Raw genomic sequence first — 15,041 nt, 5'->3', positions numbered from 1 at the left:
CGAATTTCTTACCTTTAGGTGTGGCTTGTAATTGAGTTATTAAATTTTCAACTTCTGTTCGTTGAATCCAACCTGACAATTTAATGTTGTCGGACTTAACGAATAAGATATTTTTCCCATTCAATAACTGACAAATTGGCAATCTAGAGAAATTACCACGGAATTCAGGGGATTTGAATGTCTCAAGTGTAACTGTCATGATTCGTTTCCAAGTGAATTGATTTACAATTTCTCAAAAGTTCAAGCGCAGCTGTTTTAATCTGGGTCAATTAGCGGCTCGACACACCCCATTGCTTCACCCAGGTAATGCAATGTATCGCCTAAATGTGTTGCTGCTTCTGGGTCAATCTGATTGGCGGCAATTAATAAGAGCCAATTCTCGTTTTGGGCGATCGCCTGAAGTTTTAGATAGCACAGGTTGAATTCTTTAAGTATTTCGATCGGTGACATTGGTACTATTTAGAAAGTCAATGAAATTGAACTAAATTTGGTAGCAAGCTACTGTTGTAGTTTTTCCTTATGCTGCTACATCTGCCCGGACTCCCAAGAACGTAATCGCCTCGTCTGCACTATTAGCAAATCTGTTCATTCCGTATGTGCGGGGTCTGGAATACCAGCCTTGGTAATTGCAACCGATGTAGCCCACTAACTGGTTATTTCGATAAAGTTTCGTGCTAAAGGATAACCAATCAATTTGGGTATGCCATAGATTGAACTTGACGCAAGCTGCTTCCAACTCATTGCTCAGACGTTCGTTGCGCTCTAGGGGTGTTTCTGGCAGAGTCGTTTTAACTTCTGCAACTCGTGTAACGAACCAGTCCCGATTGAAGGCAAGCCGTCCGCCATTCACGAATTGCACCCATACTGTAATCCCGCCTTCAATCCAGATAGTGCGGATAGTTTCGGGTACTACTTGAATAATCTCACCAATGATGCGGCGATCGCGAGATGTCAGAGGGTCTTGGGTGGGGGCTTGGGCTATGGATTGCTCATCTTGAGAGGAAGGATTAGCAACTGTAAGTGACGTGTTGAGCTTGAAGTCAGAAAGCGCTTGCTGTGTGTAAACGGATTGCGTCATAATGAAAATCTCCTGCCTCTACATGGGGTTAGGTTTTCACGAAAGGCGATCGCAAACTTTGGTCAGGGCGCGATCGCTTTTTGGTAAAGAAAAAGAGCGCTCTTGCGTTAACAAAAGCACCCTTAAAAATCGTTAATCAGCAATTTACTGTAATGACGGGTTGTTAGTCCGCTGTCTGACAATTTCAATAAACTCCTGAGAGCTTACTGTAGTACCGTTTTGTTGAATGCGTAGCACTGCTTCATGTACTGCATCTTCGTCATCACGATGTGACAATATATACTGTTGCAGTTCTTGCAGCGTCATCGCTTCAAAGTTCGGTTTGTTCATGGATACCTCACTTTGCCATTGGGGCGTATAAGAACTTGTAGCCCATCGCCAGCCAAAATGTAAACCTCTCCTGTTCTTTTATCTAATCGCACTAGATGTACCGAGAGAAACATATTGGTCAATTCACTGCATACTCTGTAGCATTCCCTAAATTGCTCTGAGGTGGGTTCCATATCTCCTTTATATTCTCGAATCTTTTTCCCCACTGTGTACTTTTGAGAAACTGTTGTTATACAAATTACTCAGCCACTAAACAGTTGTTTTGAATTATTCACTTGTCAAGGTTCTGTGGGTGCAAACCCTTGATTATGTTAGGGTGCAGGCGGTTCGCTTTTCCTTGTGCCTATAATCTAATGTTAGTACATCTATTGGTAGTAGTCAATAAGGTAGTAGTTGCTTTTAGATAGAGATTTGTAATACTACTATTGGTTGCATATAAGCAACTCTAATACCAATAGATGTAAGCTCAACATGTTTACATCTAATAGTAGTACACCTATAATAGGAGCATTATTTGGAGAGGATGGTTGTGTTTATCGCATTAAAAAAATTGAGAGAGGCTGCGGGTCTTTCTCAGAACGACCTAGCTAGAAAGACTGGTTATAGTCCTCAGTTCATCCAAAAAATTGAACAAAATAAGGTTAAATCACTCACATTGGATGCAGCAGCAAGATTCTGTGAAGCCCTCAATTGTAAACCTGGAGACTTGCTTGAGGAAGGTGAACCACCCAAAAGATTAAGGATAGAAAAAGGTGTTACCCTCAATTCCCAAGCAGAAACAGAGACTTTAGCGAATAAAAGAAGAATTCTGGACGAAAGTGCAGAAGTTGATCTGTTAAAAGCAGCGTAAAAGCGATCGCCGCCGTCCAAAGCAATGCGATCGCCTGCTCAATCCGTTAACTACAAAGTGAGCTAATTATAATGCTGACACACTTTTGGGAAAACCCGCTTCAGCAGCTCTCTGGTTCACTTTGGTTAAACTGCAACACCCTAACTTTCAAGCATTTACCATAGTGAGCAATAAATATGCTGACACTAGACCGTTCCGAAACAACCTCAACCCTTGACTACAGCAATCTCAACAGCAGCATCCAGGAAACCTTCACCGCCATCAACAGGTTCGAGTGGCAAGCGGTAGATGAAATGATGCAAATGCGGGAGCAACAACTTTACCTGCAAGCTGGCTACCAAAACTTTGAGGAATACTGCCAAGCTGAATTATCCGCCTGGGGCGGTTATCGGCGGATAAATCAGCTGCTGGGGGCGAAGACAGTCATTGACGCATCCGGCGAGTTGGGCAAGCACATCAAAAATGAACGTCAAGCCCGTTCACTGCTACGACTAGTCAAGGAACCAGAGAAACTAAAGCAAGCTGTAGCTCTTGCACTTGAAGAAAACCCCTCCCCAAGTGTTTCGGACTTTGCTGCTGCGGCAAATATTGTGGTTCCTTCCACACCACGCAAAAAGCAATCTATTCAGGAACCAATGGTTCCCAAAATTCAAGAACCAATGGTTCCTGAATCCGCTAAAGTCACAGTTTTATCACAATCACACCCAAGGTATGGGGAATCGGGAGTTATTGTTGCAGACGCGCCAAACAATTGGCAGCAGATTGTTGCTTTCCCTGACGGTGAGAGGCTATTGGTCAACAATGTGGATCTAGATGCCGCTAGTATCCCATTTCCCAGAGAGCGCACTTATCCGCCAGAATACTCTGAGGTGATCGCACAACTCCAACAGCAACATCAGCAGGAATTAGAGCGACTTTCCCAAGAACTGAGGATTGGACTACAAGCAGAAGCAGGGGCTAAAGCAGAAGCCCAAGTACAAGAACAAATCCAATCCTTGCAAAACTTGTACAAGCAGCAGAAACAGCAAAATATCCAGTTGCAGCAGCGCTTGGATGAAATGGAAGGATTGAGGAAGCTGGAGACGGAGAATCAACAACTCCTTTCTCGCATTCAGGAATTGGAACACGCCGTACAGGAACGTCCTGCCCAACAGTGGGGGAATACTCTCACCCAGCAAGCGACGAAAGCGTTAAACAAGCAGGTGAAACAGTCCCTAGAGAAAACCATTGATTTGCGATCGCTCTCGGTTGAACCGCCCAAGGAAAATGCCCAAGAATGTTTGCGCCTTATGGGTATGGCGTTGAAGCAGATCGCTACCGCTATGAATAACACCCAAGCGCTCGAAGCAGCTGCAATAATTCTGGGGAGTAGTCCCACACAAGGCGCTCTAGCCATAAGGACGGAGCAATTGTCAATGTTGCCACAGGCGGTTAGTGACATTAGAACAGTGTTGGCTAAGCCTAGGTGTACATGGCAGGACTATTGGAATGTTGCCCAAGAGTACGATGTGATTAAACAGGACTACTGGGCGGAACTGACTACCCAAGAGACAGAGTTAATCACTGCACTCCAGAACGCATCTACTGAACCTCCAACAATTGGTGTTGGTTCTATCGTGGCCCACGCTGACCCTTATCGCACTTTGTATGCGGCCAAGGGTGAGGTGGTGCAGGACTTGGGAGACGAGTTGGTTGTTGCCTGGGATCATTGGCGAAACGAGTCCAAGAAAACTGACAGGTATTTCTTGGACGAGTTGCGATTCTGGGAAGGATAACTAATTTGCTGTTCCTACCGATAACTTTTTAGACACGATTTTATAAGTACATAGGCAATGCCAAGTCCCGCGATCGCGCTAGGGGAAAATTTCGTACGTCAACATAAACAGGAGATTGTAAAATGACTGCAACTATCGCTCGTCCCAAATCCAAAAAGTCTGCTGCTCATAGCAAACAGGAATCCCCATCTAAACCTCCGCAAGGGTACTCCCGCCACAGTCGCAGACTTGGCGGTGACGGGGAATTGCGGGACTATTGAGGGGGTGACGCTCGTTCCTCGCTACCGCTTTCGCTAACAATACCCTCTCAATAGTCAGGACTGCTCTGCTTCTCAACATAAGATTTAAGCTGCTCAAGGGTAACGCCTCCACATGAGGCGACGAAGTATGCACCAGTCCAAAAGACTGGCTTGTTATAGAACTGATTAACGTGTTCATGAAACTCCTTACGGATTAAGCGACTAGAAACGGTCTTGAGATTATTGACCAACTTACTCACCTCGACATCTGGCGGGTAACTAATAACTAAGTGAACATGGTCTGACTCTCCGTTGAATTCTGTGACTTTGCTTTTCCACTTGGCACAGGTACTTTCAAATATGCTTTGTAGCCGATTAAGCATCGATTGGTTAATTACTCTTCTACGATATTTTGTCACTAACACTAAATGGATATTAAGGCTATAAACTGCTCTATGGCTTATGTTGTAACTCATTCCACTAAATGGTATTATGAGTATATGTTACTCACTTACCAGTACAAACTCAAGCCCACATCTGAGCAGGTTGTCACACTTGAAACCTGGGGAGAATTACTGCGTCGTCATTGGAACTATGCATTGGGGCAAAGATTAGACTGGTTGAGACGTACAAGGTCACAGATTGACCGATGCAGCTTGATTTGTGAACCAATAGGGGAGATACCAGACAAGGCAGACTATTACACACAGGCAAGTGACCTCAAACGAACAAAAGAGCTATTCCCCGACTACAAAAACATCTATGCCGACTGCCAACAACAAAACTTGATGAGGTTAGACAAGACATGGAAACGTTGGCTGATGCCAGATAGCAAGGGGAAGCGAGGAGGTAAACCACGATTTAAAAAGCGAGGTGATATCTGCTCTTTTACTTTCCCGCGTGTCAATTCTCCAAAAGCTGGCGCACACCTAGCAGGCAACATTCTCAAACTATCCAAGATTGGTAAAATTGAGGTTATCTTGCATCGATCAATACCGGATGGTTTTGAGATTAAGCAAGCAACGATTTTAAGTAAGGCTGATGGCTGGTATTGCAGTTTTTCTTTAGAAGATAAAACCGTTCCTGCCTTGCTGCCTATTGATGAAATCAAAACTGCTACTGGCATAGATGTTGGGTTAGAAAAATTTTTAACTACTGCTGATGGACAAAGCGTGGCCGTCCCTCAGTATTACCGCAAAGCACAGTCAACATTAGCCCGTCAGCAACGTAAGCTTGCTCGTAAAGTTAAAGGGTCTAAGAACTATCAAAAGCAAGCGAACTCGGTTGCTAGACTTCATTTGCACGTTGCCAGACAAAGGAAAGAGTTTCATTATCAAGTTGCTCATTGGTTGGTTAATTCCTATGACTTAATTGTTTTTGAAAACCTGAACATTAGAGGTTTAGCAAGAACACGACTAGCTAAATCGATACTAGATGTTGCGTGGGGTGCATTCCTCCAAATCATGCAAGCAGTAGCGGTAAAACGCGGCAAGCATACAGCAGGAGTTGACCCCAGAGGCACAAGTATCAATTGTTCGAGTTGTGGTGAGAGAGTTGAAAAAACTCTTGCAATTCGTGTTCATAGTTGTTCTTGTGGATTGGTCATTGACCGCGACTGGAACAGTGCATTGAATTTATTAAAGCGTGGGTCGGTTGGACTACCGATTCCTGGCTGTGGAGGCTTAGACAGTAGTCAGCCCGTGAAGCAGCAAGTCTCTTATGTGAATTTGAGATGCTCCCGCTATATTGCTTGCAATTAGCGGTGAGAGTTGTCACATAAGAGGCTTCATGTGATTATCCCCATCGAAGATATGCTTTGGGCATCTCAACAAAAATCCTCAGTGACGCAATTGTGGCAGGAGTGTTGGACATCTGACCCATACGGTTCTCGGTGGATGCCCCTTTCTACTGGGATGGGGTACAGTACTTTTATCTCTGCAAAGAAAATTCTCTCCGAAAGTGGGTTGTTCATTTTCAAGCCGGACAAGTCGATTCAGGATGGCCGGGAGACTGTTGGTTGGATGATTCGGAATTTGCATGGCAGTCGGATGAAAGAATTTTGGGAGGGAATAGATTCTGCGGCACAAGAACCAGATTCTCAAAAACAAGCACCAAATTCTGAAAAACGAGAACTAAATGCTGGGGATTTAGAGATAGATGCTGGTTCTGAAGAAATGGGTGCTTTGTATCAAGCACGCATTTCAGGTGAAAGTCAGTCAGAGAAAAGGTTCCAGCAAACCTCACGAACTGCTCAGAAACACCTCACGAACTCTTCAAAAGAGATCGTGAGGTGTTTCTCTGACACACAAAACGCAGATTTGCTTTTGGAGGAGACGGCGATTGCGCCTTTTAGGGGCGCATCGCCTCCAGTTTCTCAAAGCGTGTCAGAGATTGAAGTTGACTTGCCTGTGGCAACGGACTGCACGACGCTAACGCTTGTAAATGCTGTACAAAGTCAACCCGCTTCTCTACGAGACGCTGCGCGAACGTTGTCGAGTGAAAACTCTTTCTTTGGCAATAAAGTGAGAGACCTTCAAGAAGACACAATTCCCGCCGCGCCTGTTGCTCAAAATGAAAAATGCTCAACCAAATCTGAAAGCCAAGCTCAACAAAGTCAACTCACTTCGCTGATAGCTGAAAAATCAGTTCCGAGTGAGAAGCCGAGAACTGATTGTGAAGGTACATATTCCGCCGCGCCCATTGCCCAAGATAATAAATGGTCAAGTGAGGCGTTGTTTACCGCCGAAGGCATCACTGCTCGGTCAAAAATGCGACCTCAGCGTATAGAGAAGCTGAAGCTGACAGGGATGCTGGGGGAAAAACCTGCAAAAGAGTTTCTGGCGGAATGTTGGAATGATGATCCTGCTTTGCAGATTGTGATCAAGAAATTGCTGGCAAAGTTTCCGCAGTGGGGGATTGCTTGTGTGGATGGGGCGCTGGTTGATTGGGATGCTAAAGTAAAATAATGCTAGAAGACCCAGGAAAACCCAAGGAAGTCTGTGTTGACTCTGACCAACTCTCAGTCACACCCAACAAAAATTTATGACTAGAGCGATAAATCGACAGTTCCTATTAGCTGCTCGTCCCGTTGGTGATATTAAAGAAAGCGATTTTGAGTACCGAGAACAGCCAATCCCCAGCCCAAAAGATGATGAGGTGCTGGTACGTACTATATATCTGTCACTAGATCCTACCAATCGGATCTGGATGAGCGATATAGAACAGTATATGCCTCCTGTTGAAATTGGGGAAGTTATGCGTGGCGGTATTATAGGTGTCGTTGAAGAGTCTAAAAATCCTAATTTTAAAAAGGGAGATTTGGTTTCTGGGATGCTAGGTTGGCAAGATTACGCGATCGCCCTTGGAAACAGTGGCTTTTCAATCACGCGATTACCTGATCCTCTACCTTGTCCGCTCAACGCATTTACCGGGCCACTGGGAGCTACTGGTTTTACAGCTTATTTTGGGTTATTAGATATAGGACAGCCAAAAGCTGGAGAAACTGTGGTCGTTTCAGCCGCATCTGGAGCAGTTGGTTCCCTTGTTGGACAAATTGCCAAGATTAAGGGTTGTCGGGTAGTTGGTATAACTGGCAGTGATGAAAAGTGTCGTTGGCTTACAGAAGAACTTGGCTTTGATGCAGCAATTAACTATAAAACTGGAGATTTAGAAAAAGCATTAGCTCAAGCTTGTCCCAATGGAATCGATGTGTATTTTGACAATGTTGGCGGAATAATTCTTGATGCCGTCCTAACTAAAATTAATCTGCACGCCCGCCTGCCTTTATGCGGTTTAATCTCAACTTATAACGCTTCAAAGCCTGTTCCTGGCCCATATAATTACAGCCAAATTCTCATGAAACGCGCTCTCATCCAGGGATTTATCATCTTGGATTATATTCCCCGCTTTCAAGAAGCGATAGCGGAGATTGGAAAGTGGCTAAACCAGGGGAAAATTAAATATGCTCTTGAGATTGTCGAAGGCTTGGAAAATGCACCCAAGGCGATCCTAAAACTTTTCGACGGTAATAAAAAGGGAAAACTGGTTATTAAAGTCTCAAATGAACCTAAGTGAAAAATTTATGGCAAGTAACGTTGATTCTGTTGACCAACCTGCTTGTTGAGCGAAACTCTATCTCCTGCTGATTGTCCAGCAATAAATCCATCTTCTGATCTGCAAGTAGCCCTTTGACTGCGAGTTGTCAGATTCAATTTTTCCGAATATGCTCTCAACTCTGCATCTAGTTTTTCATAGAGCGATCGCATTACTATGGCTGAAACTGCTGCTGAATTTTCCGACCCTGCCATCCCTTCGCGCTTTTGTTTTTCTATCCCTTCTAAAATTCTGGTATAAAGTCGGTGTGCAGCGCCTAACTTGAAGGCATTTCTAAAGGTACGGTCGCCGTCCAATTGTTTCGCTAGACGGTCAACTGCTTGAACCAAGTACTCGAACTGCATCCGAGCAGAGTGAGTATTAACGGGTCGTCCCAGTACTATCTGCTGGATTCCGTGACGGGTTTTGCGATTAAATAAAAGACAGTAGTTGGCTTTAGAAACTGCGTTGAGCAAAATCCCCTTCCACGAGCTTGACCTTTGAGATTCACTAATGATTTGTTCTTCCACCTCTTGGGGTGTAAAATCAACCAAATCTGCCATTGATAAATTATGGCGAGTTAGCAACTCTTGGGCTTTAGAAAAAGCCGCAAGTGCCTCCGATTCATTAGGAGATTGAGAAAGGGAAAATAGCTTTTTGATTTTATCAGCAATTTTTTCCAAATCTGGTGGATAGTATGTAGCTTGATTGTGCATAATTTAACTCACAATAATAAATTAATTGTAGTTGATAAACTTGACTATTATTACTAGAGATAGCCAAGTTTATCATTAATAGCTAATACCTTTCAAAAAATCCTCAAAACTCTGATACACACTTTCGTTGGAGCGTAAATCCGTCTCCATCACTATGATAAATTGGCTCTACGCAATCCAGTACAGATTCATCCGCAATAATCTTTGTCCTTGTGCAAAGAGATGTAACCTGTGTGTCCATTTCTGGAATATCAATTCCTAACTGTTCACATATTTTTCTTATTTTTAGGTATTGAGGATGTATTTGCTCATCAATATAAGAATGGTGTCCATACCCCTCTGATTCCCAAGAACTAACAATTACCTTTGCCATAGTTTTACTCCTTCTTGAATTGATTTATCCCGATTGATCACTAACGATTATCACAACAAAAAAGCGTTCTACTGTTAACAATTAGCCAACCACTGATGATACAATTTCTGCATGTTTGACAATATATGCAAGTTCATCGCTGAATCATTCTCAACTGATTTTGCTAGTTGGCTACTGGGAGAACCTATCTCTTAGACGAACACAAAGTAATCTCACAGCATCAACAGCAATTCTAGCTGGGTTAGTATTGAACCAAGAGGTAATTCAACGTCTGTTGCGGAGAGATATCATGCAAGAATCAGTCATTTATCAATCGATTTTATCCGAAGGTGAGGAAGAAGGGAGCAATAAAAAAGCCCGTGAAATCGCTGTCAACTTATTGGCTGAGGGCATGAGTATCGACGCGATCGCACGAATCACTGGATTATCAGTAGAGATGGTGCAACAGATGCTCCCGTCAAGCGATCGCCCGATCATCTGAATAAGTCGGCTAATTAATCAAAGCCAGTACAACTGCTGGAGTTAACGGACTCCAGCGAGGTTCTTGAAATCTCTCTGTATCCCAGTTGAATTGAACTAAGGCAAAAGTTTCTTCTTCGTCATTTCTGTCGCAAGGATAGTGCTCAATAAAAATGAACTGACCACCCACATATCCTGAGTTAGGATTTAGTTGCTTGTAGCTGTACTTCTGCCATACTAAAGTAGCAAGATTCTCGACAGAATTAGTAATGCTTGTACCCGTATCTCGTTCATCAAGATCTGAACAAATAACAATATTAGGCATTGAATAAGATTTGTAAATTCTCAGCCGACATTTGCTGTCCCAAATCCGAGGATATATGCGCTCAAATTCTTGTCCTTGCCCTTTCCAAGTGAAGGTATTGTCTACTATTAAACTGGGGGAATTGAGGTTGATGTTTTGGCGTTTGGTTTTCATTTCAAAATAGTTGAAGCTGTTGTGAATTATCCTGCACCGTGGGTTTGCTATAAATCATCCCTTCAACTTCATAGCAACGAGTTATGATTTTGTTGCGATTCAGTCTTAAACTAGCTTTTTTCTTTTGATTTGGCAGAGGTGAAAATAGAAACTGTGGATGTTGGATAGTGCCTGAATCACCCAAGTATCGATAAAAGATACCATCAACTTGGTATACTTTTGAGGAGCTTAATAGCGTCGTGTCGTAGACTCTAATTAAATTGATTGACATTTGATTTATCCTGAATGCAAGGAGGCTTTCTCGCTTTTAAGAATTGCGAGGGTTACGCAACTTTTTCTCTCTGGACTGCTGTTAGCCTCGATGTGCTGCGATTCGTGGTAGCAGTTTTTGTAATCCTTCGATTTACTTTCGCAAACTGAGTTCTGATTTCTAAGTCGGCTCCTAATTCTTCTTGAAGAATCGCTACTTGCATCAAATGCTCATCAATTTCTGCCAGGATTTCTGTCTCTAATTCTTGATGCGATAATGGCTGAATCTGATTTTCCAGAATGTATTCTAATTCGTAATCATTAATTTCTAGCGCATAGTTCCACGAACCATTGCAGCACTCGATGCCAATGATTTTACCGTGTTTTGTACGTTGTCCTAGCGCAAATCTAGGTATTCCCCAGCCTCGTGGAAGAGTGATTGTTGGTTGCATGATTATTGCCCCTCAATAAATCTGCGTTTTTAATTGAAATAAGCAAACAGTTATGATGAAAGGTGGGTTTTGATGCCCACCTTTCACTCAATATTGATTCGGTAGCATCAAAGCGAAATAGCTAAAACCACAAAGTTAGAGTTTCTTTCCCTGCTTCGGATTGCCCGTTGTGGGGAGAGCGGATTTCGCTCTCTTTTAACTTGTTGCTTGCATGAGCCGCTTCTCTGAAAGAAGCCCGCTCTTCGCTAGACAAATCACCTATGAATACAGATACCCCTGTAGCTGATTCGGAAATATCTTTCCTGGCATCTTTATACTTCATGAAATACTCCTTTTGAAAAGTTTTAGAATTTTGAACAATTACACCATTACTAACTCCCGACTTTCTGGCTCTGGCTGATATTTCAACAGCCTCCGCCATTCTTCAACCGTTAGGGTCTCAAATGGCCGGTCTAACAAGTCTTCGCAAGACATAAACTGACCCATCGACAACGACCACACCGCATCCATCAAAGAGTCCCGTGTGACTCTTTGTTGATGTTCTGACCAAAATAATGGGATACAAGCCCCGTCCTTCTAGGACGGCTTTTGCTGCTACAATAGAAACAAGTCGCCATAGGGCATTGGGAGACTATAAACGGACATGGAGGGACGATAAGACCACTTAGTGGCGCATCCCAGTGAAGTGTCAAGGAATCCTCGCTCCTTCAGGACGAGGAGGTATGTCAACCACCATCTGCCGTCGGTACAGCCCACTCCCCCAAGCTTCTGATCGTGGTAGTAAATACCATCGTCGAGTAGGTCAAAATTGTACTTCTCGCATTTGATAAAGGCGATCGCATACTTTCCTAGGGCAGCGATCGCCTTTTGATTTGCACGAAATGACGCTGTGCAGGCACAACGCTCTCTCAAAAATTTCAAGCGCAGCTTTTGTTAATTGCGCTTATTGCTCGTCATATTCTTTATGACGAGCAAGGACTTCCTTCTGATAACGGACAAGGACTTCCTTTTGATAACGGATGATATTCCGTGAGCTTATTATTCCGTAAATGGTAATAGCAATACCTGAAAAGTTGATCCAAATTTTATTATTTTCGTAAAAATTAGGATTTAGTACACCTAATAAAATGAAAAGGAGAAGCCAGAGTAATAGTGAATATGAACTAATCCTAAAGTGTTTGAGTAACTTTTTATATTTCTTCATCGGAACTCCTGGCTCTGAAAAGCTTTGGTTGGAAATTTTACAAACAAAGGGAACAGGGAACAGAATTTGACACTCCCCTGGCTAAAGCCGAGGGGATTCTTAATCAAACAATTGTAAAGACAACTGCTCAAATAATATCCGCTTTTCAGGTATTACCTTAGATGTACGGTTCTTGCCCTGATCCCGTTTGCCACGAATGGCGGAATCATGTCTGACAAGCGTAACTTTCCCGCAGTCCGCAGGTAGCTTTTTTACGTCTTTAGTGACGAACTTGAAATTAGCTCTACGCAAAATTGTACGAGAAGCTTGAGTATCAGCATGGTCGATATGACCACAGTCTTCACAAATAAATTTCTCGCCATCTCTATTAGCTTGTGCTAAATGATGGCAAGCTGAACATTCTTGGGAAGTGGCATGATGTTTAAACCTTAGTTGGGTAATAAAGGCGATCGCTGCACCGTCTAAAGTCTGCGATCGCCTTTTAATTTGCGCCAGCCTCATATTTAAGGCTCAAAGCTCGTCAACTACAGTGTATTTGCTAAATACAAAAGTGGCAGAATCCACTTCCTCTTTTGTGTAGTGACGGCGATCCTCTAAACGAGGAAGCCCCCGAACGCCCATAACAATGATAGAATCACCAATCCCAAGAGAGACAATAGGCGGCTTAATAGGAATTTTGATATCCAATTTAAATCTAGAATTTGCAACCTCTACAGTTGCCGTGTGAGAACCATTACAGACTGAAACTGCTGCTTCTAGCTCTGCCTTATTTTCAACATTAAAGGGCTGCTTTTTGATCACCGCATAAAGCGGAAACATTGAGTCGGCAACCGCAAATCCAAAGTATGTAGCCATGACAAAATTCCTTTAAGCGATCTGTGCGACACTTTTTTCTTTTTCATGTTTTTTTTGTAGTCAGGCGATCGCTTATCTTGATCTCCTGACTGCTTAAATTATTTACTTTGCTGCTGCATAATTTGAATTACAGCAGGGATTAACATTGACATTGAAAGAGTACCCAAGCAGATGGAAATGTAGACAATAAATACTCCTTTTGGGATTGGGAAGGTTTTCATGACGATAGCCGTGTGTTGAAATTATTCGTGGGTGTTGAGGATCGCTTGTTTGACAGCTTCCTTACCTATTTCTGCTTCAATCTCTTTTAGCCAAATGGCAGCTTCCTCATCGCCGCCGCAAGCTCTGCGGAACAACCCAGGAATTAGATTTATTTCCCATTGTGTAGTCATAGATGTGTTCTCCTTCTAAATACATTAATATCCCGTCTATCCATAAGCGCCAATGATGCGAGATGCCAAAAGATCCCTTGGCATAATTGTAGTTTCCATTATGCGGAATAAAGGCGATCGCCCACCTGGAAAGTATACGATCGTCTTTTAATTTGCACGAAATGACGCTGTGCAGGCACAACGCTCTCTCAAAGAATTAAGCGCAGCTTTTGTTAATTGTTGATATGGCAAAAGGCAATCACCTTTTGATGTGCGCCGCGGACTCGATTTTTTGATCCAAATTGTCTATCCGACCAACCGTGGCCGTGATCTGTGCGATCACGGACTCGCATTTGTTGTTGAACTCTTCGTTTGCGGTCTTTTGCGCTTCTATTTTTTGCTTGAATTCCCTGTAATCCATAAGCTTTAGGTAGAAAGTTCTCAATTTAGATTTGGCGCAGCCTTACGATTTACGCCCAAAAAACTCCTCAAAGAACTGTTCTAGTTCGGCTAATTCGCGTTCTTGCTCAGGTGTGATGTCTGGCAAGGGACGCGCCATTATTTCAGTAAGTGTCTTTTTTCGCGGGTCTTGCGTGGGCGGCTTGGACATCAATTCTTCTAGTTCTGCTAACTCGCGTTCTTGCTCAGGTGTGATGTCTGGCAATGGTCGCGCCATGATTTCTGTAAGTGTTTTTATTTGTTTTTCGGTCATTCGCGGTATGGTGAGATATTTGCTCGTTTTGTCGCTGTCCCCTGACCAATGCGAAACGAGGTCAAGGGACTCTCCTGCACTCGCTCGCATTCTTCCCGACGCTCACCCTTCGGGTAGAGCGCGGGGCTGCTGCTGCTCAAACTCAACTTTCAAAAAGCAGCATCACGCTTTAATGGTAATTCTTTATATGTGCCACTAGATAAAGTAGCCTTACTTGCAAGAATTCTTTCAAGCTGGTAGCCAACCAAGCTAGTTCCCTCCAGACTTGGCTCTTTTTCAATGATTCTGATGATTTCCGAATCATCAAAATGTATTGTAGAAAAGCCTGACTTTCCAGTCCAATGGAAGGGAATAGAAATTAGATGTCGCCCTAGCCAAGAATAATCTAAGTAAACTGGAACTTGGTGAAATGTTGCAACAGAAATGTAAGAGAGGTTGTTTGTACCTTTTATCTCAACGGCGTAATCGCCATTTTCCAAAGAATCATCAAATTCTTTGTTATTCAGAGAAGGTGAAATTTCTTCTAACTTTTTTCTTTCAACACATTGATCCAAGAACTCATCTAATGCATCTATGGCATTTACTAATGCCATAGAATCCATTGTATTCTCGTAGTAATATTTTAAATGATTTGAAATTTTCAAAGCCAAAGAAAGCTTCTTTTCATCGGCATATCTCTGAAGTGGATCTAAAGAAGATAGATTTAGTTCAAGAATGAACTCTTCTTCTGCGATTACGCTAAAACCAAAAACATCTTCATGAAAAGCTTTGGTTGGAAATTTCACTGAAAACATGGTTTCCTCCTGTT

26 protein-coding genes are annotated in these 15,041 nt (G+C 42.9%); 8 read left to right on the top strand and 18 right to left on the bottom strand.

Going from position 1 to position 15,041, the window contains the following annotated elements; genetic code table 11:
- From IQ246_RS13335 to IQ246_RS13325, 3 genes are all read right to left on the bottom strand, one after another.
- Positions 1 to 199: hypothetical protein (locus IQ246_RS13335; RefSeq protein ID WP_194003748.1), on the bottom strand; the 199-nt coding region annotated here is incomplete at its 3' end.
- Positions 200 to 255: 56 nt separating this feature from the next.
- Entirely contained in the window at positions 256 to 450 is a 195-nt protein-coding gene (locus IQ246_RS13330; RefSeq protein ID WP_194003746.1) for a hypothetical protein, read from the bottom strand.
- Positions 451 to 517: 67 nt separating this feature from the next.
- The gene (locus IQ246_RS13325) at positions 518 to 1,078 is read right to left on the bottom strand and encodes a hypothetical protein (protein ID WP_194003744.1); all 561 of its coding nucleotides are present in this window, start codon (positions 1,076 to 1,078) and stop codon (positions 518 to 520) included.
- Position 1,079: 1 nt separating this feature from the next.
- On the opposite strand from IQ246_RS13325, the gene IQ246_RS30880 reads away from it, so the two are divergent.
- A complete protein-coding gene (locus IQ246_RS30880; protein WP_255515541.1) occupies positions 1,080 to 1,214 on the top strand; it encodes a hypothetical protein in 135 nt (44 codons plus the stop codon).
- Between the two features lie 8 nt (positions 1,215 to 1,222).
- On the opposite strand, the gene IQ246_RS13320 is transcribed toward IQ246_RS30880, so the two are convergent.
- Both IQ246_RS13320 and IQ246_RS13315 read right to left on the bottom strand, forming a co-directional pair.
- Positions 1,223 to 1,408 (bottom strand): hypothetical protein, encoded by a 186-nt coding sequence (locus IQ246_RS13320; RefSeq protein WP_194003742.1) that lies wholly within the window; start codon positions 1,406 to 1,408, stop codon positions 1,223 to 1,225.
- Positions 1,405 to 1,614, bottom strand: a complete 210-nt coding sequence (locus IQ246_RS13315; protein ID WP_194003758.1) for a hypothetical protein — start codon at positions 1,612 to 1,614, stop codon at positions 1,405 to 1,407. Before IQ246_RS13315 ends, IQ246_RS13320 begins: the two co-directional genes overlap by 4 nt.
- Positions 1,615 to 1,931: 317 nt before the next feature.
- Here IQ246_RS13315 and IQ246_RS13310 point away from each other — a divergent pair, with 317 nt between their 5' ends.
- From IQ246_RS13310 to IQ246_RS13300, 3 genes are all read left to right on the top strand, one after another.
- Positions 1,932 to 2,258: a helix-turn-helix transcriptional regulator gene (locus IQ246_RS13310; protein WP_194003741.1), complete on the top strand. Its 327-nt coding sequence runs from the start codon at positions 1,932 to 1,934 to the stop codon at positions 2,256 to 2,258.
- A 176-nt stretch (positions 2,259 to 2,434) separates the two neighbouring features.
- On the top strand, positions 2,435 to 4,033 hold the full coding sequence (locus IQ246_RS13305) for a hypothetical protein (RefSeq protein WP_194003739.1): 1,599 nt from the start codon (positions 2,435 to 2,437) through the stop codon (positions 4,031 to 4,033).
- 122 nt (positions 4,034 to 4,155) lie between these two features.
- The gene (locus tag IQ246_RS13300; protein ID WP_194003737.1) at positions 4,156 to 4,293 is read left to right on the top strand and encodes a hypothetical protein; all 138 of its coding nucleotides are present in this window, start codon (positions 4,156 to 4,158) and stop codon (positions 4,291 to 4,293) included.
- 47 nt (positions 4,294 to 4,340) lie between these two features.
- On the opposite strand, the gene tnpA is transcribed toward IQ246_RS13300, so the two are convergent.
- The gene (gene tnpA / locus IQ246_RS13295; RefSeq protein WP_194003735.1) at positions 4,341 to 4,748 is read right to left on the bottom strand and encodes an IS200/IS605 family transposase; all 408 of its coding nucleotides are present in this window, start codon (positions 4,746 to 4,748) and stop codon (positions 4,341 to 4,343) included.
- Here tnpA and IQ246_RS13290 point away from each other — a divergent pair.
- The 3 genes from IQ246_RS13290 (at position 4,728) to IQ246_RS13280 (ending at position 8,346) form a co-directional block, all read left to right on the top strand.
- Positions 4,728 to 6,032, top strand: a complete 1,305-nt coding sequence (locus IQ246_RS13290; RefSeq protein ID WP_244142020.1) for a transposase — start codon at positions 4,728 to 4,730, stop codon at positions 6,030 to 6,032. The two genes, tnpA and IQ246_RS13290, sit on opposite strands and share 21 nt — an antisense overlap.
- Before the next feature lie 9 nt (positions 6,033 to 6,041).
- Complete coding sequence (locus IQ246_RS30365; RefSeq protein ID WP_244142019.1) at positions 6,042 to 7,238, top strand: hypothetical protein; 1,197 nt, start codon at positions 6,042 to 6,044, stop codon at positions 7,236 to 7,238.
- A 76-nt stretch (positions 7,239 to 7,314) separates the two neighbouring features.
- The gene (locus IQ246_RS13280; protein WP_194003731.1) at positions 7,315 to 8,346 is read left to right on the top strand and encodes an NADP-dependent oxidoreductase; all 1,032 of its coding nucleotides are present in this window, start codon (positions 7,315 to 7,317) and stop codon (positions 8,344 to 8,346) included.
- A gap of 5 nt (positions 8,347 to 8,351) precedes the next feature.
- Here IQ246_RS13280 and IQ246_RS13275 read toward each other — a convergent pair whose 3' ends face one another.
- Together IQ246_RS13275 and IQ246_RS13270 are read right to left on the bottom strand one after the other, a co-directional pair.
- The gene (locus IQ246_RS13275; protein WP_194003729.1) at positions 8,352 to 9,080 is read right to left on the bottom strand and encodes a DUF2786 domain-containing protein; all 729 of its coding nucleotides are present in this window, start codon (positions 9,078 to 9,080) and stop codon (positions 8,352 to 8,354) included.
- 103 nt (positions 9,081 to 9,183) lie between these two features.
- Positions 9,184 to 9,453: a hypothetical protein gene (locus IQ246_RS13270; protein ID WP_194003727.1), complete on the bottom strand. Its 270-nt coding sequence runs from the start codon at positions 9,451 to 9,453 to the stop codon at positions 9,184 to 9,186.
- Positions 9,454 to 9,568: 115 nt separating this feature from the next.
- On the opposite strand from IQ246_RS13270, the gene IQ246_RS13265 reads away from it, so the two are divergent.
- A complete protein-coding gene (locus IQ246_RS13265; protein ID WP_339379278.1) occupies positions 9,569 to 9,934 on the top strand; it encodes a hypothetical protein in 366 nt (121 codons plus the stop codon).
- Positions 9,935 to 9,943: 9 nt separating this feature from the next.
- Here IQ246_RS13265 and IQ246_RS13260 read toward each other — a convergent pair whose 3' ends face one another.
- The 10 genes from IQ246_RS13260 to IQ246_RS13215 all read right to left on the bottom strand — a co-directional run bounded on the left by IQ246_RS13260 (position 9,944) and on the right by IQ246_RS13215 (position 15,027).
- Positions 9,944 to 10,390: a hypothetical protein gene (locus tag IQ246_RS13260; protein WP_194003725.1), complete on the bottom strand. Its 447-nt coding sequence runs from the start codon at positions 10,388 to 10,390 to the stop codon at positions 9,944 to 9,946.
- A gap of 1 nt (position 10,391) precedes the next feature.
- A complete protein-coding gene (locus IQ246_RS13255; RefSeq protein WP_194003723.1) occupies positions 10,392 to 10,661 on the bottom strand; it encodes a hypothetical protein in 270 nt (89 codons plus the stop codon).
- Between the two features lie 52 nt (positions 10,662 to 10,713).
- On the bottom strand, positions 10,714 to 11,091 hold the full coding sequence (locus IQ246_RS13250; RefSeq protein ID WP_194003721.1) for a hypothetical protein: 378 nt from the start codon (positions 11,089 to 11,091) through the stop codon (positions 10,714 to 10,716).
- A 121-nt stretch (positions 11,092 to 11,212) separates the two neighbouring features.
- Positions 11,213 to 11,512, bottom strand: a complete 300-nt coding sequence (locus IQ246_RS13245) for a hypothetical protein (protein WP_194003719.1) — start codon at positions 11,510 to 11,512, stop codon at positions 11,213 to 11,215.
- Between the two features lie 173 nt (positions 11,513 to 11,685).
- Positions 11,686 to 12,012, bottom strand: a complete 327-nt coding sequence (locus IQ246_RS13240) for a hypothetical protein (RefSeq protein WP_194003717.1) — start codon at positions 12,010 to 12,012, stop codon at positions 11,686 to 11,688.
- A 382-nt stretch (positions 12,013 to 12,394) separates the two neighbouring features.
- Positions 12,395 to 12,796, bottom strand: coding sequence for a zinc ribbon domain-containing protein (locus IQ246_RS13235; protein WP_194003715.1), 402 nt, complete (start codon positions 12,794 to 12,796; stop codon positions 12,395 to 12,397).
- Positions 12,797 to 12,805: 9 nt separating this feature from the next.
- Positions 12,806 to 13,150 carry a hypothetical protein gene (locus tag IQ246_RS13230; protein ID WP_194003713.1) on the bottom strand — a complete coding sequence of 115 codons (345 nt, stop codon included), beginning with the start codon at positions 13,148 to 13,150 and terminating at the stop codon, positions 12,806 to 12,808.
- Positions 13,151 to 13,392: 242 nt separating this feature from the next.
- Entirely contained in the window at positions 13,393 to 13,542 is a 150-nt protein-coding gene (locus IQ246_RS13225) for a hypothetical protein (RefSeq protein ID WP_194003711.1), read from the bottom strand.
- A 442-nt stretch (positions 13,543 to 13,984) separates the two neighbouring features.
- Positions 13,985 to 14,323, bottom strand: coding sequence for a hypothetical protein (locus IQ246_RS13220; protein ID WP_194003709.1), 339 nt, complete (start codon positions 14,321 to 14,323; stop codon positions 13,985 to 13,987).
- 59 nt (positions 14,324 to 14,382) lie between these two features.
- Positions 14,383 to 15,027 (bottom strand): hypothetical protein, encoded by a 645-nt coding sequence (locus tag IQ246_RS13215; RefSeq protein ID WP_194003707.1) that lies wholly within the window; start codon positions 15,025 to 15,027, stop codon positions 14,383 to 14,385.
- Positions 15,028 to 15,041: the final 14 nt, after the last annotated feature.

This window comes from aff. Roholtiella sp. LEGE 12411, assembly GCF_015206995.1.
Taxonomy (GTDB): domain Bacteria; phylum Cyanobacteriota; class Cyanobacteriia; order Cyanobacteriales; family Nostocaceae; genus Komarekiella.
This window is presented reverse-complemented; position numbering and strand designations above follow the sequence as displayed.